Source organism: Sphingomonas sp. PP-CE-3G-477, assembly GCF_003050745.1.
In the GTDB taxonomy this organism is placed as follows: Bacteria; Pseudomonadota; Alphaproteobacteria; order Sphingomonadales; family Sphingomonadaceae; genus Sphingomonas.
On the sequence record NZ_QAOF01000005.1, the window covers coordinates 209177 to 232542 of the forward strand.

Below are 23366 nucleotides of genomic sequence, written 5' to 3' on the forward strand. Positions count from 1 at the left end.
GCCCTACGGGGCGGGGGCCGGTGCCGCAAGCGTCGGGCGGCTACGGCGTTCCCCGCGCCGGTTCACGCCTTCATGCGCGGGGTGCCCATGAAGTCGCGCTTGCCGATCGGTACGCCCTGCGCGCGCAGGATCGCGTAGGCGGTGCTGGCGTGGAAGTAGAAGTTGGGCTGCGAGAACGAGAGCAGGAAGTTCGCGCCGGTGAACGGCATGACGAACGTGCCGAACTCGAAGGTCGTGTCGTTGTCCGCGAGCGCGTCGAACGTCTCCCGGTCGATCGCTTCGAGCGTGGCGATTGCGTCACGCATCAAAGCATGGAGCCCCGCGAAATCCGTCGGCCAGGCCGAGCGATCGGGCGCGAAGGTGCCAGCGCGGACGCCTTCGATCCCGCCGACCGAATGCGCTGCGCACGATTTCACTTGGTAACCGAACGGCAGCATGTCGTTGGCGAGCTTCGCATCGATCAGCGTCGCGGGTTCGATACCCTTCTCAGCCGCGAACGCTTCCGCCTTGTCGAGCAGCGCGTCGACTGCGCGGAGGATCTGGAGGTTCGAGGGGATCGTCGCATCGTACAGGGACAGGGTCATCGCGTTCGCTCCAAAGGCCGTGCGCCGCTATGGCCGACGTTCGCTACTCCGGCCAGCGATGTTCCGTTCCAGCGCGCAAGTCGCTATATAGGCCGCGAACTCCCGAGGAATCCCCATGTCCCTTCGTCCCTGGCGCGATATCACCCGCCGCAAGAGCCGCCAGATCATGGTCGGCAACGTCCCCGTCGGCGGCGATGCGCCGGTCACGGTGCAGACGATGACCAACACCCCGACCGACGACGTGCGCGCGACGGTCGACCAGATCCGGCGCTGCGAAGACGCGGGCGTCGACATCATCCGCGTAAGCTGCCCCGACGTAGAATCGACCGCCGCGCTCAAGCAGATCGTCCGTGCGAGCCGCGTGCCGATCGTCGCGGACATCCATTTCCACTACAAGCGCGCACTCGAAGCCGCCGATGCGGGCGCGGCATGCCTGCGGATCAATCCGGGCAATATCGGCTCGGCGGCGCGTGTGAAGGAAGTCGTCGACGCGGCGAAATCCAACGGCTGCGCGATCCGGATCGGCGTCAACGGTGGGTCGCTCGAGCGGCATCTGCTCGAGAAATACGGCGAGCCTTGTCCCGATGCGCTGGTCGAGTCGGCGCTCGATCACATCAAGCTGTTGCAGGACCACGACTTTCACGAGTTCAAGGTCGCGGTGAAGGCGTCCGATCTGTTCCTCGCGGTCGCGGCCTATCAGCAACTCGCCGAACAGGTCGATTGCCCGCTGCATCTCGGCATCACCGAAGCGGGCGGGTTCGTCGGCGGCACGGTGAAGTCTGCGATCGGGATGGGGAGTTTGCTCTGGTACGGCATCGGCGACACGATCCGCGTGTCGCTTTCCGCCGAGCCCGAAGAGGAAGTCCGCGTCGGCTTCGAAATCCTGAAAGCGCTCGGCATCCGCAACCGCGGCGTCCGCGTGGTGTCGTGCCCGTCATGCGCGCGCCAGGGGTTCGACGTGATCCGCACGGTGCAGGCGCTGGAGGAACGGTTGCAGCACATCCGCACGCCGATGTCCTTGTCGGTGCTCGGCTGCGTGGTGAACGGCCCGGGCGAGGCGCGCGAGACCGACATCGGCATCACCGGCGGCGGCAACGGCAAGCACATGGTGTATCTGTCGGGCGTCACCGACCACCACGTCCAGGACGCCGACATGGTCGACCACATCGTCCGGCTGGTCGAGGCGAAGGCCGCCGAAATCGACGCCGCGGACGAGGCGATGGCGGCGCTGGTGCCGGTGGCGGCCGAATAGGGGGTGTGGTAGGGTCCCATCTCGCTGGAGGTGATCATGACCTATCACGCTAAAGTCGTCAGTGGGCAGATCGTCCTGCCTCCCGAACTGCGCCGGGATGCAGGGATCGAAGATGGCGACTCTCTGGTCATCGAGCTCAACCCGGACGGCGGTCTGACGATGAAGACCTATGCGCAGGTCGTCCGCGAGGTGCAGTCCGAATTCCGATCGATGGCAAAGCCTGCCGATCGTAATCTGGTCGATGAACTGTTGGCGGACCGTCGCGCCGATGCGGTCCGCGAGAACACCGAGATCGAGGACTGGCGGACGCGGCATACCGCGTGACCGTCGTTTTCGACGCGTCCACCCTATTGGCGATTCTGAAGAACGAGACCGGTGCCGATGTCGTGATCGAGCATGCGCGCGGCGCAATTTTGTCGAGCGTCAATCTGGTGGAGGTCCGTAGCAAGCTGTTCGAGATCGTGTCCGACGTCGATGCGGTTATCGCTAACCTCGATCGTCTCGAGATCGTGATCATGCTCTTCACCACAACGCAGGCGAAGATCGCCGCAGATCTGTGGCCCGTCGTCAAAGGCAAGAACGTATCGATTGCCGACCGGGTCTGCCTGGCCTTGGCGATCGATCAGGCCGCGACCTTGTGGACTGCGGACAAGGATTGGGTGACGCTCGGCCTTGATCTGGATATCCGCCTGTTCCGATGACCTCTCGCATCGTTTCGCCCGCCCTGGCCTTCGCGATCGCCGCGCTCGGCATCGGGCTGTTCTCCATGATGGATGCGGTGATGAAGTCGCTGGTCCTGGCGATCGGCGTCTACAACGCGCTGCTGTGGCGGCAGATGATCAGCGTCGGGCTCGGTGCGGTCGCGTGGAAGCTCGGGAACAGCGGGCGGCCGAGCGGGCGGGCGCTCAAGCTGCATCTGGCGCGCGGATTGGTGACGACGGTGATGGGGGTGCTGTTCTTCTGGGGGCTTGCACGCGTCCCGATGGCGCAGGCGATCTCGCTGACCTACATCGCGCCGATCCTCGCGCTGCTGCTTGGCGCGGTGACGCTGGGCGAGCGGGTCGGGCTGAAAACTGCGTTTGCGTCGATCGCCGCGCTCGGTGGCGTGGTAGTCGTGATGATCGGGCAGGGACGCGAGGTGCCTGGACCCGAGACGTTTCACGGGACGCTCGCGATCCTCGGCTCGGCGGTGCTGTATGCGGTCAACCTCGTGATCGCGCGGCTGCAGAGCCAGGCGGCGCGGCCGGGGGAGATCGCCTTTTTCCAGGCGCTTGTCATCACCACGACACTGGGGCTCGCCGCGCCTTGGCTCGCGGTGGCGCCCGAAGCGGTGCAGTGGCCCAAGCTCATACTCGCCGCCGGGCTCGCGACCGCGTCGTTGTGGCTGCTCGGTTGGGCGTATGCGCACGGCGATACCGGGTTCCTCGCGACCACCGAATATACCTCGTTCGTCTACGCGGCGGTGCTGGGTTTCCTGGTGTTTGGCGAGCGGGTATCGGCGTTTACGCTGGCGGGCGCGGCGATCATCGTCGTCGCGTGCCTGTACGCGGCGCGGCGGCGTGACATCGCGCAGACATCGATCGAGGCTAGTGCATGACCGTCATCCGTTCCGCCACCGCTGCCGATGTCGGCACCATTCTACGCTTCGTCCGCGAACTCGCCGCGTTCGAGCGCGAGCCGGATGCGGTCGAGGCGACCGAAGCGGTGCTGACGGAGGCGTTGTTCGGGGAGCGGCCTGCCGCGGAAGCCTTGATCGCGGAGACCGCGAACGGTCCGCTCGGGTTCGCGCTGTTCTTCCACAATTTCTCGACCTGGACGGGCAAGCGCGGGCTGTATCTCGAGGATCTGTACGTCAAACCGGAAGCCCGCGGGCAGGGGGTCGGCGGTGCGCTGCTGTCGCATCTGGCCGGCGTGGCGCTCGATCGCGGCTGCGCGCGGTTCGAATGGTCGGTGCTAGACTGGAACGCCGATGCGATCGCGTTCTATCGAAAAGTCGGTGCGGTCGGGATGGAGGACTGGACGATCCAGCGGATGTCCGGGGATGCGTTGGCCAGGCTGGCGGGGCGGTAAAGGGCACGGCTCAAGCCGGCCCTCGCCCTTCCCACTGCAAGTGCCGCGGGCCCCTCTCCCGGCGGGGAGAGGGGAGTAGGTCTTACCGCCCCGGAACGTCGTGGTCGTGTGGCTCTTCGCCGGCCTTCTTGGCTTCGTCGTAGCGCGCGATCGCCTCGATCGTGATGCGCTTGGCTTCCTCGGCGTCGCCCCACTTGCCGACGCGGACCCACTTCTTCTTCTCAAGGTCCTTATAGTGCGTGAAGAAATGCTCGATCTGCTCGAACACGATCTCCGGCACATCGGCACGGCCGCCGACGTTCGAGTAGTACGGGAACACCGAATCGACGGGGACGCAGACCAGCTTCTCGTCGCCGCCTGCTTCGTCTTCCAGGTTCAGCACCGCGATCGGCCGCGCGCGGACCACGCAGCCCGGAATGAACGGCGAGCGCGCGATCACGAGCGCGTCCAAGGGATCGCCATCGGGGCTGAGCGTGTGCGGGACGAAGCCGTAGTTCGCGGGATAGCGCATCGGCGTGTGCAGGATGCGATCGACGAACAGCGCGCCCGACGCCTTGTCGAACTCGTATTTCACCGGCTCGCCGCCGGTCGGCACTTCGATGATGACGTTCAGGTCCTCGGGCGGGTTCTTGCCGGTCGGGATGAGATCGATACGCATGGCGGTCCTTTCGAATATGACGGTGCCGGCGCTCCTCGTGTGGGGAGCGGCCGGCACCGATAGATTTCAAAGGCTCAACGCGGCGTCAGCAGCTTGTCGAGCCCGCCGTCACCTGTACCCACCTTCTGCAGGCGCGGATAGCGCGGCCCGTCATGGTAATCGAGCGTGATATCCCGGAATCGGTCATTGTTTTTAACCGTCAAACGAATCGGCAGCTTCGTCCCCTGCGCCGCCAGGATCGCTGCCTTCATCCGATCGGACGAATAGGCCTCGGCGTTGACCGCCTCGATCTCGGTGCCGACGTCGAGGCCTGCCTTGAACGCGGGGCTGTCCCAGATCGACGAGGTGACGACGCCCTCCTTGTTGATCACCATCCCGAGCGAATAGCTGACATCGGTACCGCGGCTTTTCTCCGCCTGCTTCAGGTACGGGCTCTGCTCGGGGCCGTAGACCAGCTTGTAGCCGTTCATCGCGAAGCCGTTGATCGGCGCGGGCTTGCCCGTCTCGGTCAGGCGCGTGTTCAGGAACGTCGCCCAGTCATAGGGGACGATGCCGTTCAGCGTCTTCGCGACGTCGGCGAAGGTGTACGTCAGCTCGCCGTAATCGCCATCGCGGACGCCGAAAAAGGCCTTGGCGAAATCGTCGATCGACTTGGTCCCGTTCGACTTCTGGCGAAGCATCGCGTCGACTTCCATCCAGACCATCAGGCCCTCGTTGTAATAATCTTCCGAGCGCTGCCAGCTGGTCCAGCCCTTCGGCTTGCGTGCGGAGATCACCGGATCGTTGGTCGTATCGATCAGCGGACGCCACTGGCGACCCGGCGCAGTATCGTAATTGCCAAGGATCGAGGCGTAACCGTCGAGCGTGTCCTGCTTGCTGACCAGCCCCGAGCGCGCCTGGAGCACATAGCCCCAGAACTGCGTCTGGCCTTCGTAGACCCACAGCAGCGAATCGCGCATCGGCGTGCGGAAGTCCGGCGTCCACAGGTCGGCGCCGCGGCGGAACTTGCCGTCCCAGCTGTGCGTGAACTCGTGCGGCAGCAGGTTGCGCGCAGCGGCGCCGGTCTCCCATTCGGTGAAATAGCCGGGACGGACGCCGTTCTCGGAGCTGCGATGATGCTCCAGGCCGATCCCGCCGAGCTGGTCGGTGATCGACAGCAAGAATTCGTAATGATCGTAGTGCTGTGCGCCAAAGGTCTTGGCGGCCTGGTCGACGAGGCGCTTGTGCGCGTCGATCTGCTCGGGCTTGGCGGCGAGCTGGTCGGGGCTGTCGGCGAAGACGTTGAGATCGACCCGAGGGGAGAGCGGCCAGACCTTGCCGTACTTGCCCGCGAGCGTCGGCGAATCGACGAGGATCTCGTAGTTGGTCGTGTCGTAGCTGTAGGTCGAGCCAGACACCTTGGCCGGTACCGCACCCGCGGCGGTCCAGCCGGTCGGGTAGGTGACGGTCATCTTGATCGGGATTTGGCGCGTGAAATAGCCGGCCGGGTACAGGCTGACGAGGTTTGGCTGGAGGCTGATCATCGTCGGCGTCATCACGATGCGGCCCTGGTCGCCCTTGGTCGCGGAGATGAACTGGAACTCGGCGACCAGCGTCTTGGCGCCGGTCGGCACGTCGATGTGGAACGCGAACACATCGACCGGATCGCGCGTCCAGGGGACGATCTTGCCGTTCGCGCGGATCACGAGACCGGCGAGCTTCTCGATCTCGCCGCGCGGGGAATGCGCGCCGGGCAGCCACTTCGGATACAGCAATGCCATCGGCCCGGACTTGGCGACCGGGATCGTCTGCTTGACGCGGAAGATCCCGCGCTCGGTATCGGTCGCATCGACGTCGAGGAGGAGCGTGCCGGGGTAGGGCGTGTCGACCGCGTCGGGAATGGTGTCGACGAACGGCACCGGCTGCGGCGCGGTGTTGCCTGCTGGAACCTGCGCTACCGCAGGAATAGCGGACGCGAGCAGGGATGCGACGATAAGCTTGCGGATCAAGGAAGGGCCTTCCGGCTAAGAGACGATGACCCGAGGTGTAATCGCGATAAAGGGCAGCCGTCCAGTCCTTTACCCGGTACCCTCAGCCAGCACTCCCGAGCACATTGATCGTGAACGCCAGCACGCCGATGTTGAACACAAACGCCGCCATGCACTGGCCGAGCGCGGCTTTGCGAACCCGGCGCGAGGTGATCTCGACGTCGGAGGTCTGGAACGTCATCCCCAGCGTGAAGGCGAAATAGGCGAAATCCCAGTAATCGGGTTCGTCGCAGCTCGGGAAGTCGAGCCCTTTGGCGTCCTTGCCGTCCGGATCGTCGACGTAATAGAGATGCGCATAGTGCAGCGTGTAGATCATGTTCGAGAACAGCCACGCGAGCGCCAGCGTCGAGATCGTCAGCGCGATGCCAACCGCGTCGTTCTTGCCCTGCAATTCCTTCGCCACCGCGACCAGGATGACCAGCATGATCGTGCCGCTGAACCCGAGCAGCACCGCGCGGTTGGCGTCGTTCTCTTCCGCCGCGCGACGCATCCGCTCGGCGCTGGCGTTGCGGAACAGCGTCGAGACCGCGATCAGGAACACGACCGCGGCGACGTCGAACGCGGCCATCGTGCCACGCCCGAGCCCGAAGCGCGGGATCAGCGTGGCCAGCCCGATCGCGAAGACCAGCACGAACAGGATGAAGCGCGGCGGGGCAACGCGTTGGCCGAGGCCCCAATATCTGGGTTTGTCGTTCATGCCACAGCGCTAGCGCTTAGCGGGGACGTCGCCTAGATACGCGCGCATCATGGCTAAGACAGAAACCCCGCGCCGCATCCGTGGCACCCAGGACATTTTCGGCGACGAGCAGCGCCGGTTCGCGCATGTCCTGTCGACGTTCGAGCGGGTGCGGGCGCTGTATTGCTTCCAGCGCGTCGACATCCCGGTGTTCGAATCCACCGCGGTGTTCGCGCGCTCGCTCGGCGAGACGACCGACGTCGTGTCGAAGGAGATGTATACGTTCGAGGATCGCGGCGGGGACTCGCTCACGCTCCGCCCCGAGTTCACCGCCGGTATCGCGCGCGCGTATCTGACCGAAGGCTGGCAGCAGTTCGCGCCGATGAAGCTCACCACCAGCGGCCCGGTGTTCCGCTACGAACGCCCGCAAAAGGGGCGGTTCCGCCAGTTCCACCAGATCGACGCCGAGGTGATCGGTGCGGCTGAACCAGCGGCGGATGTCGAGCTGCTCGTGCTGGCGGACCAGCTGCTTCGCGAACTCGGCATTTCCGAGGGCGTGACGTTGCAGCTCAACACGCTGGGCGACGCGGCGACGCGCGATGCCTGGCGCGAGGCGCTGGTCGCGCATTTCGAGGCGCACCGCGGCGAGCTGTCCGAGGACAGTTTGACCCGGCTCGAGAAGAACCCGATGCGGATCCTCGATTCGAAGGACCCGCGCGACCGCCCGATCGCCGACAGCGCACCCGATATCGACGCGTATCTGACTGACGAGGCACGCGCGTTCTTCGAGGCGGTGACCGCCGGGCTCGATGCGGCGGGCGTAGCATGGGAGCGCAACGCGCGGCTGGTCCGCGGCCTCGATTATTACCGCCACACCGCGTTCGAGTTCGTGACCGACCGGCTGGGCTCGCAGGGGACGGTGTTGGCTGGCGGACGGTATGACGGGCTGATCGGGTCGCTTGGCGGGCCTGAGACGGCCGGTGTGGGTTGGGCTGCGGGTGTTGAGCGGTTGGCTATGCTGGTTGAGCCACACGACATCGACATTGAAGGCAAGGTCGCGGTCCTCCCGGTAAACGGGGCTTCCGAGCTTGCGGCGACCGCCGTAGCTGCTGGCTTGCGCCGCGGTCAGGTTGTCACCGAGTTGGCTTTTAAGGGTAACCTTAAAAAGCGTTTGCAGCGCGCGGATGCGCAGGGCGTCGATATCGTGATCTTCGTTGACTCCGAACGCTGGTCGGCCGGCGAACTTGAAGCAAAGCTGCTAGGATCGGGCGAGCAAGTTGTTCTGAAGGATCATGGCTCCGTGGATATTTTCGATAGTATCCGATCCTTGGCATTCGCGACGAGGATGGGCCTTCCGGGTGATGCTGTTACCGTAAGCGGCGGACAATTGGGTTTCATCGGCAACGCAGCGGTAGAAGAGTGACCCAGATCTCTCCCGACCGCATCCGCGCGATCGAGGCGCGGCGTGACGAGCTCCAGGCGCTGATGTCGACCGGCGATCTCCCCTCCGACCGCTTCGTCGCGGTATCGAAGGAATATGCCGAGCTCGAACCCGTCGCCCAGGCCGCCACCGAAGTGCGCCGTTTGCGGCAGGAGGCCGAAAGCCTCGCGTTCATGGCCGAGGATGCCGACGACGAACTGCGCGCGATGGCGTCGGACGAGCTGCACGAGAACCGCACGCTGCTCGAAACCGCGGACCGCAAGCTCGCGCTCGCGCTGCTGCCGCGCGACTCCGCCGACGAACGCTCGGCGATGCTCGAGGTCCGCGCCGGCACCGGTGGCGACGAGGCGGCGCTGTTCGCGGGCGACCTGTTCCGCATGTACCAGCGCTATGCCGAATCGCAGGGCTGGCGGGTCGAGATGATCTCCGGCTCGTCGTCCGACGCGGGCGGCTTCAAAGAAGTCGTCGCCAGCGTCACCGGCCAGGGCGTGTTCGCCAAGCTCAAGTTCGAGAGCGGCGTGCACCGCGTCCAGCGCGTGCCGACGACCGAGGCCGGCGGCCGGATCCACACCTCGGCGGCGACCGTCGCGGTGCTGCCCGAGGCGGAGGAGGTCGACGTCAAGATCGACGACAAGGACCTGCGCATCGACGTCTATCGCTCGTCGGGGCCGGGTGGGCAGTCGGTCAACACGACGGACTCGGCGGTGCGAATCGTGCACATCCCGACCGGGCTGACCGTGATCCAGCAGGACGAGAAGTCGCAGCACAAGAACAAGGCGAAGGCTTTGCGCGTGCTCAGGACGCGGCTGTACGAGGCGGAACGCGACCGGTTGCATGCCGAGCGCGCGGGCGCGCGGAAGTCGATGGTCGGCTCGGGTGACCGGTCTGAACGCATCCGCACGTATAATTTCCCGCAAGGGCGCGTGACCGATCACCGCATCAACCTGACCCTCCACCGCCTGCCGGAGATCGTCTCGGGAGAGATGGACGAACTGATCGGCGCGCTGGTCGCGCAGGACGAAGCGGACCGCCTGGCGCAGCTGGATGGCTGAGATCCCCCCAGTCGCAACGGCATTCCCCTTCCGCTTGCGGGAGGGGTTAGGGGAGGGGTGTCCCAAAAACGCCGCCGCCCGGTGACAGCCCCTCCCCCGACCCCTCCCGCAAGCGGGAGGGGAGTAGTGAATGCAGCGCTCGCCACCGCCGCCGCGCAGTTCGCCTCCTCCGCCACCCCGCGCCTCGACGCGGAACTCCTCATGGCGCACGCACTCGGCGTCGACCGCAACGCGATCCTCCTCGACCCCGATCGCTACACCGTCCCCGAGACATTCGCCGCGCTCGTCGAACGCCGTCTCAACCACGAGCCGATCGCCTACATCACCGGCACCCGCGGCTTCTGGTCGATCGACCTCGCCGTCGGGCCCGGCGCACTCGTCCCTCGCGCCGACAGCGAAACGCTCCTGATCGCAGCCCAGACGCACTTCGCCGGCCGCGCGCCCGCAACAATACTCGACCTCGGCACCGGCTCCGGCACGCTGCTCCTCGCCGCGCTCGACGAATGGCTCGCAGTAGGCCTCGGCGTCGACTATTCCCCCCAGGCGCTCGCCTACGCCCGCGCCAACGCCGCAACCCTGGGCATGGCCGACCGCGCGCGCTTCATCCGCGGGAGTTGGGCCAGCGCGATCGCCGGCCAGTTCGACCTGATCCTCGCCAACCCCCCCTACATCGCCACCGACGAACGCCTCCCAGCCGAAGTCCACGACCACGAACCCCACGCCGCGCTCTTCGCCGGCGCAGACGGGCTAGACGACTACCGCATCCTTGCCGAGCAACTCCCCACACTGATCGCCCCCGGCGGCGCGGCGGTGATCGAGATCGGCTCGACGCAGGCCGCCCCCGTCACCGCGCTGCTCAAGGCGCAAGGTCTGCACGTGGCGCTCCACCACGACTATGGCGGCAACGCGCGTGCGTTAGTGGCAACCCACGCCCCCGCGACTTGAACAATATGGCGCTAAACCTCACATTTCGCTTGTAGTAGGTCCCTTGCGGCCGCTATCACGCGGGCAGGGGCACGCACTCTCGACGATTGGTCGGTTTTGAGCGTTGACCCGCATCCTTCGCTTTGAGGTCGCTGCAGTCCGGCGGCCCTGGCAAGTTCGACGCACCGATCTCGTCTAGATCGTCGGTGCGCGACGGGGGTTTGCACCGCATTTCGGAGCACGACCAGATTTTGGTTCGACGACTGAGGACACAAGCTTGATCAACAACCGGCAAGCCGGCCGCCGTCGCGGTCGTGGCAACAATAATAATGGCGGCGGCGGTAGTGGTGGCGGTCAACGCCAGGGCGGCGGCGGCGGCCAGGGTGGTCGCGATACCGGCAACCGCATCGACAGCCGCGCGCGCGGCAACGCGAGCCAGCTGTACGAGAAGTACAAGAACCTCGCGCGCGACGCGCAGCAGCAGGGCGACCGGGTCAACATCGAATATTACCTCCAGTTCGCGGATCATTATTTCCGCGTCCTGAGCGAAACCCGCACCCGCTTCGAAGAGAGCCAGCCGCAGGCGCAGCAGCAGCCGCGTCGCCAGCAGCCGTTCGATCTCGACGGCGACGACGATTACGGCGACGAGGGCGAACCGATCCGCTCCGGCGAGCAGCAGGGTACGCCCGAGCAGGCTCGTGGCGAGCAGAATGGCGGCCAGCAGAACGGCCAGTACCAGAACGCGCCCCGCCAGAATCGTGAGGGCCAGAATCGTGAGAACCAGGCTCGCGACAACCAGAACCGCGAGGACCGCCCTCAGCGTGAAGATCGTCCGCAGCGCGAAGAGCGTCCGCGGTACGAGAACAACCGCTATGAGGGTCAGCGCAACGAGGCTCAGCCCCGCAACGAGGGCCAGCGCGAAGACCGCGTCCGTGGTGACAACCCGCGCAACCAGCGCAACGCCCCGCGTGACGCTCAGCCGCGCGACGACCGCAACGGCGAGGAGCAGGGCCAGGCTCGCGAAGCGCAGGCCCGCGAGAACCAGGCTCGTGAGAACCAGCCCCGCGACGAGCAGGTCCGTGAACCCCGCAGCGATTACCGCGATGCGCCGCAGCGTGAGACGATCCGTCGCACGCCCCGCGTGAGCGCCCCGGTCGCCAACGCCAACCAGGATTCGGAAGCCGATGCGGTCCGTTCGGTAACCGAAACCACCGAGCAGGCCACTCAGCCAGCCGAAGCCGTCGAGACGACGACGCCCGTCGCCGCGGCCGAGGAGCAGCCTCGCCGTCGCGGTCGCCCGCGTCGCGATCGCAGCCTCGACGCACCGGTTGCGCAGGACGAAGGCGCGCCGACGGCGTTGGACGCGGATCGCCTGCCGCCATCGCTCGGCATTTCGGCAACCGTCGCGCCGACGCCAGCGCCAACCCCGGCCACCGAAGCGGCTCCGGCCGCCGACGTCGCCGTCGAGGAAAAGCCTCGCCGCCGCCGTGTTCGCGCGGTGCCGGACGAAGTCCAGGCACGCTGATTTCATCGCCCCGGATCAGTCCGGGATCACGAAGGCTTGAGAAAGGTCGGTACTGCGTCGAGCGGTACCGACCTTTTTTATGTTCGGATCAGGCGCGAGGCAGGTACCGGTCCCGGCCAGAGCAGGGGTACGGGCAGGGGCAGGGGCAGGGGCAGGGGGCCAGTATCAGGTCATGCGATCGCTCGCCGTCCGCTCACTCGATCCGCGCGACGTCCTCGTCATGCCCGCTTCCCGAACTGAGGAACGCGAGCCCCATCAGCAGTCCGGCCATCATCACCGATCCGCCGACTCCGCCGATCACCGCCAATATCGTCACCAGATGCAGCGGCCCCTGGAGGTGCGCCATCGCCACGATCACCGCCGCGACGCAGATCGCCGCGGCCAGCACCATCCACGCCATGATCCCGCGAAACCGTGCCCAGGCGAACGCGGCATAATGCGGATCGTCGAGCCCGACTGGTAAGCGGTCCGACGGTTCTGGCGGCGGTCCGGGCGTAGGCGCGCGATCGGTCATCGCTTCCCATTGCCGCGCAAACATGGTTTCCTCAACCCACGCGCACCAGACGCAAGTGAGGAGAGGCGAAGATGACGATCGCGGCGATCCTGAAGGACAAGGGCGACATACAGTCGCTGGCACCGGACTCTACGGTGGCCGAGGCGGTGGCGTTGCTTGCGGAGAAGCGGATCGGCGCCGCGCCGGTGCTCGATGGCGGCCGCGTCGTCGGTATCTTCTCGGAGCGCGATGTGATCCATTGCCTGCAATCGGATGGCGCAGCGGCGCTGGAACGGCGGATCGGTGATGTGATGACCACCGCAGTGAAGACGATTGGTCCCAACGAGTCGGCGATCGGGGCGTTGTCACTGATGACCCAGCGGCGAATCCGTCACCTTCCGGTGATCGAGGGCGACGTGCTGGTCGGGTTCGTGTCGATCGGCGACCTCGTCAAATACCGCATCGACCGGATCGAAGCCGACGCCGCGGCGATGCGCGAATATATCCAGTCCGCGTGACCTGAGGAATTGAACCCGGGCTTGTTCGCCATGCAGCGGGTCTTTCTTGGCACGCCGGCGGCATGACGGACGTGGTCGGCAGTCGCATCCGATGAAGTCGGCATCTCGGAGAACACCATGCGGCATAACGACCGTCACCTAGGCGTCGCGCCATGCCGAATCCGGCCAGCGCGTCGAGTACAGGACGGAGATAGCGGATCAGGTTGCGCCGCCCACTGTGCCGCGGGATCGAGGCTCGACGGATCAATTCCGATCGCCAGCCGTCACTTGGACCGACGCCGTCGCCGAGCGTCGGGCGATGCCAGCAGCGATGGCGGATGGCATCGAGCACACGACGCGGTTCGGCTGGAAAAGACGCGACGACGCGCTTCAGGGCGCTGAACTTGGCTGGTGGTAAAGCATTGCGCAGAATCGAAACGAGCTGGTTGCGTATTACTGCGCGCGTGAGGCGCGTTGCGCACGCTGGATACGCTCGCCGGGTAGAACCAGCCGCGCGTTATCGCATCGGTTCTGCAACCAGCATCGGGTCGAGCTTGGCGTCGTTCCAGCGCAATGCCCAGTGAAGGTGGGGGCCGGTGGCGCGGCCGGTCATGCCGACGGCGCCGATCGGTTGGCCTTTTGTCACATGGTCGCCGAGCTTCACGTCGATCCGCGAGAGGTGCAGGAACGCACTATTCAGGTCCATGCCATGGTCGAGCATCAGGAGGTTGCCCTCCAGCGTGAAGGGGTGATCGGCGGCGAGGATCACGACGCCGTCGGCGGGGGCGGTGACGATCGCGCCGGTTGGCCTGGCGATGTCGGTGCCTGAATGATAGCTGCCGGGTTCACCCTTGTAGATGCGTTGCGCGCCGAACAGGCCAGAGATGCGGCCCGTCGCCGGCCATGCGAACGCCTGGCGCCAGCCCTGCGCGTCGGTGGTGCGGGCACGGGCGGCGACGATCTGGGCGAGTTCGGGCGGACGCAGGTTGGCGAAGACCGGGTCGGGCGCGGGGAATTTTGGGAGCGTGTCGAGACGCTCGATCCGCCACGCCCGCGGCGCAATCGTTAGACTTTGCGTGACACTGCGGCCGTCGGCAAACGTGGCCGTCAGTGTCGCTTGCGACCCCGCATCGCGGTGGAAGCCGGCGATGAAGCGGCCGTCGGGGGAGAGCGCGATCGGCTTGCCGTTCAGCGCGAGCGTGCGCGTACCGGCAGGGGCGGTGCCGAGGATCAGCCCGCCCTGGCTGAGCGTGCCGGTCCAGCGGAAGGCGGACTGGGACGCGGTATTCGAGGGCGGTGCTTGCTGGGCGGCGGCACCGGATGCAGCCAGCAGGACGAGCACCGTCGCGCGGATCATCGTGGGGCCATCGCTTCGCTGGCGGCCGCAGCGGTGGCGTAGGCTTCCTGGCGCGCGACGCTCCAGTAGCGCAGGTCTTCGAGCGCGATGCGGTGGCCGGTGGCGGCGCAGGCGACGTGGTCGCCGGGGCTGAGCACGCGGAAGCCGTTGGCCATATAGTGCAGGCGGGCGACGCGGTCGGAGTTGGACATCAGCATGGCAGGTCTTCTCTACAGCAGGGTCGGCTGGCGCGGCGCCGGATCGGGCGCGGGCTTGGCCTTGGGGGCAGCATAGGTTTTGGCGGCGGGGCGCTCAAGGCCGGTGTCCGTCACCGCATCGACCACGCCGTCGCGGAAGTGGAGCGTCAGCGTCCCCGCATCGCGCGCCGATGTGGCCGAGGCGAGCGTCTCGCCGCCGGGACGCGCCGTGACGCGGGCATAGCCGCGGTCGAGGATCGCGTCGGGGTTGAGCGACTGGACGAGGCGCCACGTCGCGTCGAGCTGCGCGCGTTTCGCTTCGAGTTTGCGTTCGAGGGTGGCGGGACGGAGTGCTGCGCCCGAGCGATCGAGACTGCCGCGTGCAAGGGTCAGCCGCCGCTCCAGCCCGCGATCGAGACGCTGGCCAAAGTCGTCGGCGCGCTGGCGCTGAGGCCCGAGCAACTGGTCGCGCTTTGGCAGCAACCGCGCCAACGCATCGAGCCGCTCGCGACCACGCTCGACGTGGCGGCGCGCGCAGCGCTCGGTACGGTTGCGGTGGCTGTCGATCGTCAGCCGCAGGTCGGCGAGCACCGGCACCGCAATCTCGGCCGCCGCGGTCGGCGTCGGCGCGCGCAGGTCGGCGGCGAAATCGCACAAGGTCGTATCGGTCTCATGCCCGACCGCGGAGATGATCGGGATCGTGCAGGCGGCGACCGCGCGGACCACGACCTCCTCGTTGAACGACCACAGATCCTCGACCGAGCCACCGCCGCGCGCGACGATCACGAGGTCGGGGCGCGGTACCGGACCGCCGGGGACGATCGCGTCGAACCCGCGGACGGCGGCGGCGATCTCGGCGGCGGAACCCTCGCCCTGCACCTTGACCGGCCACACGATGACGTGCGTCGGGCAGCGATCTTCCAGGCGGTGAAGGATATCCCGGATGACGGCGCCGGTGCCCGAGGTGACGACGCCGATCACCTTCGGCATGAACGGCAGGCGCTTCTTCCGCGTGCCGTCGAACAGCCCCTCGCCCGCCAGCTTCGCCTTCAGCTTCTCGAGCAGCGCCATCAGCGCGCCGGCACCGGCCAGCTCCATCCGTTCGATGACGATCTGGTATTTCGAGCGGCCGGGATAGGTGGTGAGCTTGCCGGTCGCGATGACCTCGATGCCGTCCTGCGGCACGAAGGCGAGGCTCGACGCATTGCCCTTCCAGATGACGCCGTCGATCGCCGCCTGGTCGTCTTTCAACGACATGTAGCAATGCCCGGAGGCGACGCGCTTCCAGCCCGAGATCTCGCCACGCAGCCGGACATGGCCGAATTCGCCCTCGACCATCCGCTTCAGCTTGAACGCCAGTTCGCCGACCGACATGGCGAGTGCGTTGTCGCCGGGGACTTGCTCGGCTACCAGCCGCCCCATGTTTGCCACCATGTCGCTGGACACATCATCGGAAAAGGGATCGGGCATGAACGTCCTGCTGCTGGGCTCGGGGGGGCGCGAACATGCGCTCGCGTGGAAGCTGGTGCAATCTCGCGGCCTCGATACGCTGTATGCCGCGCCGGGCAACCCCGGGATCGCGCGCGTTACGACGCTCGTGCCGCTCGATGCGACGGATCACGCCGCCGTCGTCGCGTTCGTGCGCGAACATGAGGTCGGTCTGGTCGTGATCGGACCCGAGGCGCCGCTGGTCGACGGGCTGGCGGACTCGCTGCGTGCGGCCGACGTTCCGGTGTTTGGGCCGTCGAAGGCGGCGGCGCAGTTGGAGGGGTCGAAGGGCTTCACCAAGGATCTGTGCCTGCGCGCCGGCATCCCGACCGCGGGCTATGTCCGTGTGAAGAGCCGCGAAGAGGCGGATATCGCGCTTGCCCGCACCTTCTCGCTGCCGGTGGTCATCAAGGCGGACGGCCTCGCAGCCGGCAAGGGCGTGGTGATCGCGTTCAGCGCGGCCGAAGCCGATGCCGCGCTCGACGCGCTGTTCGCCGACGGGGAAGCCGAGGCAGTGATCGAGGAATTCCTTGAAGGCGAGGAGGCGAGCCTCTTCGTGCTGACCGACGGCGTGGCGCTGATGCCGTTCGGCTCCGCACAGGATCACAAGCGCGTCGGCGAGGGCGACACCGGGCCGAACACCGGCGGGATGGGCGCGTACAGCCCTGCGCTCGTGCTGACGCCGGCGCTGGAGAAGCGCGCGATCGACGAGATCGTTGCGCCGACCGTGGCTACGATGGCGGCGGAAGGCATGCCGTTCTCGGGCGTGCTGTACGCAGGGCTGATGCTGACGCCGCAGGGGCCCAAGCTGATCGAATATAATGCGAGGTTCGGCGATCCCGAGACGCAGGTGCTGATGATGCGCTTCCAGGGCGACCTGCTGGCGACGATGCTGACGGTGGCGGAAGGCCGCCTCGGCGAGATGCCGGCGGCGCAGTTCAGCGACGAAACTGCGTTGACGGTGGTTATGGCGGCCGAGGGGTATCCTGGTACGCCCAAGTCCGGTGGCGCGATCGTCGGGCTGGACTCGGCGCGGGCTGCGGGGGGCACGGTGTTCCATGCGGGCACGCGGTTGGAAGATGGCGGGCTGGTCGCCTCGGGCGGGCGCGTACTGGCAGTGACCGCAACCGGCGGCGACGTCGCGACGGCGCAGGCCAACGCCTATCGCGCGGTCGAGGCGATCGATTTTGCGGAAGGCTTCTACCGCCGCGACATCGGCTGGCGCGAAATCGCGCGCGGGTGATGCACGCCTGATCCTCCCCCGCGAAGGGGAGGATCAGGCTGACTGTCCCGCCGATTAGGTCTCGCCGCCCTTCGCGCGTGACGCTACGGTATGGCAATGAACGAAACTTCCGCGACCTCCGCCTCGGGCCTGAGCCTGCTGCCCGACGGCATCGCCACGCTGACGGCGATCCACTTCACGATCATCGCCGTCGTCGCGATCCTCGTCGTGATCGGCCTGATCTGGGGCATCCGGGCCAAGCGTAGCCGCACCAAGGCCGCTCACGACGTGATCGCCAATGCCGAGGAGGCCGGCGTTCCGCCCGAGCCGGTCTCGGCAAAACCACCCGAGCCGATCGCGGCGAAACCACCCGAGCCGATCGCGGCTAAACCAGAGGTCGAGCCGCGCAAGGCCGAGCAATCCCAAGTGCAGACGCAGGCGCCGATCGCGCCGGTTGCGCCGCCCCCGTCTGCACCCGTGCGCAGTGCGCCCGAACCTACGCCGGTCTTGCGCGACGACGATGCGCCGCAAACGCACGATCGTCTGGCTGACGAACCGACCGCCGCCGCGTCGCCCTCGGTGGCAACCCCGGCAATTGAAACCGCCGCACCCGCACCCGTAGCGCCACCCGAACAGGCGCCGATCGCACCCGCAGCACCGGCGCAGTCCTATGCGGACGGCCCCGTCACGCAGTTGAAGGGGCTCGGACCGAAGGTTGCGGCACAGCTTGGCGCGCTCGGCGTCGCGACCGTCGGCGAGATGGCGGCGCTGTCGGACAGCGAAGCGCAGCGCATCGACGCGCAGCTTGGCAACTTCACTGGCCGGATGGGCCGCGATCGCTGGATCGAGCAGGCGCGGTTGCTGGCGGCTGGCGACAAGGCCGGCTTCGAAGCGGTGTTCGGCAAGCTCTGAGCGAGGCCTTCGCGCGAGACGACCCACGCCGGGATCGCACGCGATCGGTTAACCGCGATCCGCACGTGCGGATGACGATTGGCTCTATGCTCCACGCGCGCCGACGGGCATGTCAGGCGCGTCGCATCTCGATGTAGGAGAGCGGCCGATAACAGGGCGATGAGTGCACATGCTGGTAACGATGAGCGCAATGCTGTTGACGGCTGCCCCCGTTCACGTGGCAGCCGTACCGATCGCGTTGCCCGGCGACGCCGCGCGCGTGGCGCTGCCCGGCGCGGTGCTGTCGCCATTTTCCAACGACTTCCCGGACGCCGCGTCGATGGCGGTGTCGCCGCTTGCCCTGGCCGCGTCGCTTCCGGCGATCGAGATTTTCGCGCAGGGGCTGCCGACGCAGGACATTCCGCCGGTCGGCCCCGCTCCGTTGGGGACGCCGCCTGCCGAGCGAGCGCATAACGACATCGTCGTTACCGGCCGCAAGGAGAGCGCGGGCGATCCGCTGCGCGCGGTCAACGCCGAGTCGTTCGCGGTAACGCAGAAGGTCGACGACGCGGTGATCGGTCCGGTCGCGCGGACCTACAAGAAGACCGTGCCGAGCCCCATTCGGCGCGGCATCCACAATTTCCTCTACAATCTGCGCGAGCCGATCGTCTTCCTCAACTTCCTGCTCCAGTTCAAGCCGGGCAAGGCAGCGGAGACGGTCGGGCGGTTCGCGATCAACACGACGATCGGCGTGGCCGGCGTGCTCGACATGGCCAAGAAGAAGCCGTTCCACCTGCCGCGCCGTTCGAACGGGTTCGCCAACACGCTTGGCTATTACGGCGTCAAGAATGGCCCGTTCCTGTTCCTGCCGCTGGTCGGACCGACGACGATCCGCGACCTGCTGGGCGGTGCGGTCGATCGCCTGATCCTGCCGGTCGCCATTGGCAAGCCGTTCACCAGCACGGCGTACGCGATCCCCGCGGGCATCCTGGGTGCGCTCGATCACCGGTCGGAGTTCGACCAGACGTTGAAGGACCTGCACGACAACTCGCCAGATCCGTACGCAGCGACGCGCGCATTCTATCTCAACCGGCGACAGGCGGAGATCGACCATCTCCATGGGCGGGTCGAGGGCGATCCGGCGGGGATGTCAGGGCCGCCGCCGAGCGTGGTGCCGTTCGTGCCGAGCGACCTGGAGCCGGGGGCGAGGCCGGTTTCGGAGGTGCCTGAAAAGACTCAGGTGGTCGAGACGCCGGCGGTTGATGCGAAGCCGGCGGCCGAAACCGGACAGTAGAAAGGACGGAGCCGAACGCTCTCGTCGTCGTCCCCCCGTTCGTGCTGAGTAGAGACCGAGTAGCTCCGTCAGGAGCGTATTGAGGGCTCGTATCGAAGCATGGGTTCCGCGCGCCAACCTGTCCTTCGATACGCCGCTTCGACAAGCTCAGCGGCACTCAGGACGAACGGGTTTTGGGAGATCGTCGCCCGAACACTCGTCACCCCAGCGCACGCTGGGGTCTCCCGGTTGGGATATGTCGCGCATAAGCGGGGATATCCCAGCTTCCGCTGGAATGACGGGATTTAGAGGCGAGGCCTTCCCGTCCACCATGACTCAATCCTGGCAGCGCAGGATAACCAGCCCTCAGACTTCGCTCACCAACAACTTGTCGATGCGGCGGCCGTCGAGGTCGACGATCTCGAACTTCCAGCCCTGTTCGACGAAGCTTTCGCCCTCGCCGGGAAGGTGACGGAACACCGACAGCGCGAGGCCGGCGACGGTCGCGTAGTCACGGTCCTCGGGTAGGTCGATACCGAGCCGGTCGGCGAGCGAATCCGCCGCCATCGTGCCTGCCACCAGCAGCGAGCCGTCGTCGCGCACCACGACCGAAGGCGCATCGTCCGGATCCGAGTCCGACTTGAACTCGCCGGCAATCGCCGCGAGCAGGTCGGCCGGCGTGACGATCCCTTCGAAATGGCCGTATTCGTCGTGGATCAGCGCCATCGGCACCTCGGCCTCACGGAGCGCCAGCAGCGCATCCATCGCGTCGATCTGGTCGATCACGACGGGCGCTTTCCGCATCAGCGCGCGCAGATCGATCGGATCGCCGCGGAACAGCGCGGCGGCGATGTCGCGCGCCTGGACGACGCCCTTGACCGCATCGATCGAGCCTTCGCCGACCGGCAGGCGGGTGTGCTGCGAGGCGAGCAGCGTCTCGCGGATCTCGTCGGGGCCCCAGTCGCAGTCGAGCCAGTCGATCTCGGTGCGCGGCGTCATCACTTCGCGCACCGGGCGGTCGGCGAGGCGGACGACGCCCGAGATGATCGAGCGTTCATGCTCCTCGATGATCCCCGATTTCGACGCTTCGGCGACGATCATGTGGAGCTCTTCGGCGGTGACGTGCTCTTCCGATTCGCGGTTTAAGCGGAGCGCGCGGAAGATCAGCGCGCTGGTCGAATCGAGCACCCAGACGATCGGCGCGGTGCCGATCGCGAGCCAGCGCATCACCGGCGCCATGAACGACGCGATCGCCTCGGGCGCGCGCAACGCGAACTGTTTCGGCACGAGCTCGCCGATGATCAGCGATGCGTATGTGGTGAGGCCGATGACGATCGCGAACCCAGCAGTCTCGGCGGTCGAAGCGGACAGGCCCCACGCCTGCAACCGGGCGGCGGTCGGCATGCCCAGGCTCGAGCCCGAATAGGCACCCGCGAGGATGCCGATCAGCGTGATCCCGATCTGGACGGTCGACAGGAACTTGCCCGGGTCGGCCGCCAGCACCAGCGCGGCCCGCGCGCCCTTCTTGCCTTGGCGCGCCATCGCCTCGAGCCGCGCTTTCCGCGCCGAGACGATCGCGAGTTCGCTCATCGCGAACACGCCGTTCAAAGCGACGAGCGCGAGGATGATCGCGACGTCGATCCAGGGGAAGGGGGGAAGCGGTGCCATTGGCTCACGCGCTCTTTGCAGGACAACGGTCCGTCGCACAACCGTCCATGCACGTGCGGTGGTGCATACTCGACATCGGAAGGCGAAGATGGTCAGGCTCGGTTCAGTGCGCAGGCGGAACAATCGTCGCGACACCGGGTTATCGGGCGTATCGGGCACGAAGCCGTCATTCGTCATGTCTCAGGGAGATTATCTATGAAAACCAAGATGTTCGTAGGCGCTGCACTCGCGGCACTGATCGCCACCAGCGGCTGCACCACCGATCCGGAGACCGGTCGCCAGACGATTTCCAAGACCGCGCTGGGCGGCATCGGCGGCGCGCTGGGCGGCTATCTGCTCGGCGACGTGGTCGGTGGCCGGCATGACCGGACCGAGAAGCTGCTCGGCGCGGGCATCGGCGGTCTCGCGGGTGCGGGCATCGGCGCATATATGGACAAGCAGGAGCGAGACCTGCGCGCACGCACCGCGGGCACCGATGTGCAGGTGATCCGCCAGGGCGACGACCTGGTGCTCAACATCCCGTCGGGCATCACCTTCGCGTATGACAGCGCCAACGTGCAGCCGCAGTTCCAGCGGACGCTCGACCAGGTTGCCGACACGCTGTCGCAGTACAACCAGACCTATGTCGACGTGTACGGGCACACCGATTCGACCGGCAGCGACGCGTACAACCAGACGCTGTCGGAGCGTCGCGCGCGTTCGGTCGCGGATTACCTGTCGGGTCACGGCGTGCAGGCGGCACGCATCGGTACGCGCGGCTATGGCAAGACGCAGCCGATCGCGTCGAACGACACCGATGCTGGCCGCGCTGCGAACCGTCGCGTCGAGGTGAAGATCGTGCCGATCACGCAGAACGACCTGCGCCAGTAAGGGCCTCGGTTGATCCTCCCCCGCCAGGGGGAGGTGTCGCCGAAGGTGACGGAGGGGGAGGGCCCCGGAACAGCCGTTTCGCGTTCCTCCCCCTCCGACTGGCAAGCGCCAGCCACCTCCCCCTGGCGGGGGAGGATTATTGTTTAGAACAGCCGGCCGCCGTTCGGGACCGGTCCGGTCGGCGAGATCAGCATGACCTTGCCGTCCGCATCGGGGAAGCCGAGCGTCAGGACTTCCGACATCATCGGGCCGATCTGACGCGGCGGGAAGTTGACGACCGCAGCGACCTGACGCCCGACCAACGTCTCAGGCGTATAATGCTCGGTGATCTGCGCGGACGAGCGCTTCACGCCGATCTCTCCGCCGAAATCGATCCGGAGCTTGAACGCGGGTTTCCGTGCTTCGGGGAAGGGTTCGGCCTCGACGATCGTACCAACGCGGATGTCGACCTTCTCGAAGTCCGGATACGCGATCATCTCAGAAATCGACATTGTCGTAGTGCGCCGGGGGTGAGATCAGCTCCATCCGTTCGGACAGCAGCGGGCGGAAGCTCGGGCGGCTCTTGAAGCCGCGATACCAGCGCGCGGTCTGGTCGTGGCCCTTCCAGTCGATCCCGCCGAGATAATCGGTCACCGATATCTGTGCAGCCGCCGCCAGATCCGCGAGGCTCATCGTCGCGCCGCCGAGCCAGTTCCGGTGGTCGAGCAGGTAATCCATATAGTCGAGATGGCCGACCGCGGCCTTCATCGCCTCGCGCAGGCCCTTGGCGTCGGGCGCGGTGCGGTGGGCGAGGCGCTTGACCATGCGTTCGTGGAGCAGCGGTCCGGTGACGTCGCGGTAGAAATGCGTGTCGAACCACGTGACCAGCCGGCGGATTTCGGCGCGGTTGGTCGCGGTGCCGTTGATCATCGCCGCCTTCTCGACGGTCTCCTCGAAGAACTCGCAGATCGCCATCGAATCGATCAGCGGCGCGACGCCGCGCGACGCGTCGACCATCACCGGGGTCTGGCCGGCGGGGTTCATGTCCATGAACTCGTCGCGGCGATCCCAGGGCGACTCGCGCACCAGTTCGTAGCCGACCCCCTTCTCGCCCAGCAGCAGGCGCACCTTTCGCGAGAAGGGACACAGGGGGAATTGATAAAGCTGCCACATGCCATCCGTTTAGGCGGTGGGGGGCGGCTGTGTCACTAGCGCGGGTTGGCGCCGAGCAAGAAGATTTGGT

25 protein-coding genes are annotated in these 23366 nt (G+C 66.7%); 14 read left to right on the forward strand and 11 right to left on the reverse strand.

Going from position 1 to position 23366, the window contains the following annotated elements; all coding sequences use genetic code 11:
• Window positions 1–62: 62 nt before the first annotated feature.
• Entirely contained in the window at window positions 63–584 is a 522-nt protein-coding gene (locus tag C8J45_RS12315) for a DUF1993 family protein (RefSeq protein WP_107963459.1), read from the reverse strand.
• A gap of 115 nt (window positions 585–699) precedes the next feature.
• On the opposite strand from C8J45_RS12315, the gene ispG reads away from it, so the two are divergent.
• From ispG to C8J45_RS12340, 5 genes are read left to right on the forward strand one after another with little or no spacing between them, the layout of a single operon-like run.
• Window positions 700–1836 carry a flavodoxin-dependent (E)-4-hydroxy-3-methylbut-2-enyl-diphosphate synthase gene (gene ispG / locus C8J45_RS12320; RefSeq protein WP_107954038.1) on the forward strand — a complete coding sequence of 379 codons (1137 nt, stop codon included), beginning with the start codon at window positions 700–702 and terminating at the stop codon, window positions 1834–1836.
• 36 nt (window positions 1837–1872) lie between these two features.
• The gene (locus C8J45_RS12325; protein ID WP_107963543.1) at window positions 1873–2160 is read left to right on the forward strand and encodes an AbrB/MazE/SpoVT family DNA-binding domain-containing protein; all 288 of its coding nucleotides are present in this window, start codon (window positions 1873–1875) and stop codon (window positions 2158–2160) included.
• On the forward strand, window positions 2157–2537 hold the full coding sequence (locus tag C8J45_RS12330) for a type II toxin-antitoxin system VapC family toxin (protein WP_107963460.1): 381 nt from the start codon (window positions 2157–2159) through the stop codon (window positions 2535–2537). Before C8J45_RS12325 ends, C8J45_RS12330 begins: the two co-directional genes overlap by 4 nt.
• The gene (locus tag C8J45_RS12335; RefSeq protein ID WP_107963461.1) at window positions 2534–3433 is read left to right on the forward strand and encodes a DMT family transporter; all 900 of its coding nucleotides are present in this window, start codon (window positions 2534–2536) and stop codon (window positions 3431–3433) included. Before C8J45_RS12330 ends, C8J45_RS12335 begins: the two co-directional genes overlap by 4 nt.
• Window positions 3430–3906 (forward strand): GNAT family N-acetyltransferase, encoded by a 477-nt coding sequence (locus C8J45_RS12340; protein WP_107963462.1) that lies wholly within the window; start codon window positions 3430–3432, stop codon window positions 3904–3906. The genes C8J45_RS12335 and C8J45_RS12340 overlap by 4 nt, the downstream gene beginning before the upstream one ends.
• Before the next feature lie 82 nt (window positions 3907–3988).
• On the opposite strand, the gene ppa is transcribed toward C8J45_RS12340, so the two are convergent.
• From ppa to C8J45_RS12355, 3 genes are all read right to left on the reverse strand, one after another.
• Window positions 3989–4564, reverse strand: coding sequence for an inorganic diphosphatase (gene ppa, locus C8J45_RS12345; protein ID WP_107963463.1), 576 nt, complete (start codon window positions 4562–4564; stop codon window positions 3989–3991).
• 74 nt (window positions 4565–4638) lie between these two features.
• Window positions 4639–6552 (reverse strand): M61 family metallopeptidase, encoded by a 1914-nt coding sequence (locus C8J45_RS12350; protein ID WP_107963464.1) that lies wholly within the window; start codon window positions 6550–6552, stop codon window positions 4639–4641.
• Window positions 6553–6634: 82 nt separating this feature from the next.
• Complete coding sequence (locus tag C8J45_RS12355; RefSeq protein ID WP_107963465.1) at window positions 6635–7288, reverse strand: DUF1345 domain-containing protein; 654 nt, start codon at window positions 7286–7288, stop codon at window positions 6635–6637.
• A gap of 49 nt (window positions 7289–7337) precedes the next feature.
• Here C8J45_RS12355 and hisS point away from each other — a divergent pair, with 49 nt between their 5' ends.
• The 4 genes from hisS (at window position 7338) to C8J45_RS12375 (ending at window position 12209) form a co-directional block, all read left to right on the forward strand.
• Window positions 7338–8690, forward strand: coding sequence for a histidine--tRNA ligase (gene hisS, locus C8J45_RS12360; protein WP_107963466.1), 1353 nt, complete (start codon window positions 7338–7340; stop codon window positions 8688–8690).
• Window positions 8687–9760, forward strand: a complete 1074-nt coding sequence (prfA, locus tag C8J45_RS12365) for a peptide chain release factor 1 (RefSeq protein WP_107963467.1) — start codon at window positions 8687–8689, stop codon at window positions 9758–9760. The genes hisS and prfA overlap by 4 nt, the downstream gene beginning before the upstream one ends.
• Before the next feature lie 126 nt (window positions 9761–9886).
• Window positions 9887–10705: a peptide chain release factor N(5)-glutamine methyltransferase gene (prmC, locus tag C8J45_RS12370; RefSeq protein WP_107963468.1), complete on the forward strand. Its 819-nt coding sequence runs from the start codon at window positions 9887–9889 to the stop codon at window positions 10703–10705.
• A gap of 256 nt (window positions 10706–10961) precedes the next feature.
• Complete coding sequence (locus tag C8J45_RS12375) at window positions 10962–12209, forward strand: DUF4167 domain-containing protein (protein ID WP_107963469.1); 1248 nt, start codon at window positions 10962–10964, stop codon at window positions 12207–12209.
• Between the two features lie 193 nt (window positions 12210–12402).
• On the opposite strand, the gene C8J45_RS12380 is transcribed toward C8J45_RS12375, so the two are convergent.
• Window positions 12403–12723 (reverse strand): hypothetical protein, encoded by a 321-nt coding sequence (locus C8J45_RS12380; protein ID WP_107963470.1) that lies wholly within the window; start codon window positions 12721–12723, stop codon window positions 12403–12405.
• A 71-nt stretch (window positions 12724–12794) separates the two neighbouring features.
• Here C8J45_RS12380 and C8J45_RS12385 point away from each other — a divergent pair, with 71 nt between their 5' ends.
• Window positions 12795–13220, forward strand: coding sequence for a CBS domain-containing protein (locus C8J45_RS12385; protein ID WP_107963471.1), 426 nt, complete (start codon window positions 12795–12797; stop codon window positions 13218–13220).
• Window positions 13221–13716: 496 nt separating this feature from the next.
• Here C8J45_RS12385 and C8J45_RS12390 read toward each other — a convergent pair whose 3' ends face one another.
• Genes C8J45_RS12390 through xseA form a run of 3 tightly spaced genes read right to left on the reverse strand, consistent with a single transcriptional unit; the run spans window position 13717 to window position 16202 of the window.
• On the reverse strand, window positions 13717–14556 hold the full coding sequence (locus C8J45_RS12390) for a M23 family metallopeptidase (RefSeq protein ID WP_107963472.1): 840 nt from the start codon (window positions 14554–14556) through the stop codon (window positions 13717–13719).
• Window positions 14553–14753 (reverse strand): DUF2093 domain-containing protein, encoded by a 201-nt coding sequence (locus tag C8J45_RS12395; RefSeq protein WP_107963473.1) that lies wholly within the window; start codon window positions 14751–14753, stop codon window positions 14553–14555. The genes C8J45_RS12390 and C8J45_RS12395 overlap by 4 nt, the downstream gene beginning before the upstream one ends.
• A 12-nt stretch (window positions 14754–14765) precedes the next feature.
• Entirely contained in the window at window positions 14766–16202 is a 1437-nt protein-coding gene (gene xseA / locus C8J45_RS12400) for an exodeoxyribonuclease VII large subunit (protein WP_181321206.1), read from the reverse strand.
• Between xseA and purD the strand changes: the two genes are divergently transcribed.
• The 3 genes from purD (at window position 16201) to C8J45_RS12415 (ending at window position 19627) form a co-directional block, all read left to right on the forward strand.
• On the forward strand, window positions 16201–17463 hold the full coding sequence (gene purD, locus C8J45_RS12405; RefSeq protein WP_107963474.1) for a phosphoribosylamine--glycine ligase: 1263 nt from the start codon (window positions 16201–16203) through the stop codon (window positions 17461–17463). The genes xseA and purD overlap by 2 nt on opposite strands.
• A gap of 96 nt (window positions 17464–17559) precedes the next feature.
• Window positions 17560–18354, forward strand: coding sequence for a hypothetical protein (locus C8J45_RS12410; RefSeq protein WP_107963475.1), 795 nt, complete (start codon window positions 17560–17562; stop codon window positions 18352–18354).
• Between the two features lie 169 nt (window positions 18355–18523).
• Complete coding sequence (locus C8J45_RS12415; RefSeq protein WP_258191432.1) at window positions 18524–19627, forward strand: VacJ family lipoprotein; 1104 nt, start codon at window positions 18524–18526, stop codon at window positions 19625–19627.
• 345 nt (window positions 19628–19972) lie between these two features.
• Here C8J45_RS12415 and C8J45_RS12420 read toward each other — a convergent pair whose 3' ends face one another.
• On the reverse strand, window positions 19973–21274 hold the full coding sequence (locus C8J45_RS12420; RefSeq protein ID WP_107963476.1) for a hemolysin family protein: 1302 nt from the start codon (window positions 21272–21274) through the stop codon (window positions 19973–19975).
• 195 nt (window positions 21275–21469) lie between these two features.
• Between C8J45_RS12420 and C8J45_RS12425 the strand changes: the two genes are divergently transcribed.
• Window positions 21470–22144, forward strand: coding sequence for an OmpA family protein (locus tag C8J45_RS12425; protein ID WP_107963477.1), 675 nt, complete (start codon window positions 21470–21472; stop codon window positions 22142–22144).
• Window positions 22145–22287: 143 nt separating this feature from the next.
• Here the strand turns inward: C8J45_RS12425 and C8J45_RS12430 are convergent, their stop codons facing one another.
• Together C8J45_RS12430 and C8J45_RS12435 are read right to left on the reverse strand one after the other, a co-directional pair.
• Entirely contained in the window at window positions 22288–22635 is a 348-nt protein-coding gene (locus tag C8J45_RS12430; RefSeq protein ID WP_107963478.1) for a tRNA-binding protein, read from the reverse strand.
• A complete protein-coding gene (locus tag C8J45_RS12435; protein ID WP_056054264.1) occupies window positions 22622–23296 on the reverse strand; it encodes a glutathione S-transferase family protein in 675 nt (224 codons plus the stop codon). The genes C8J45_RS12430 and C8J45_RS12435 overlap by 14 nt, the downstream gene beginning before the upstream one ends.
• Window positions 23297–23366: the final 70 nt, after the last annotated feature.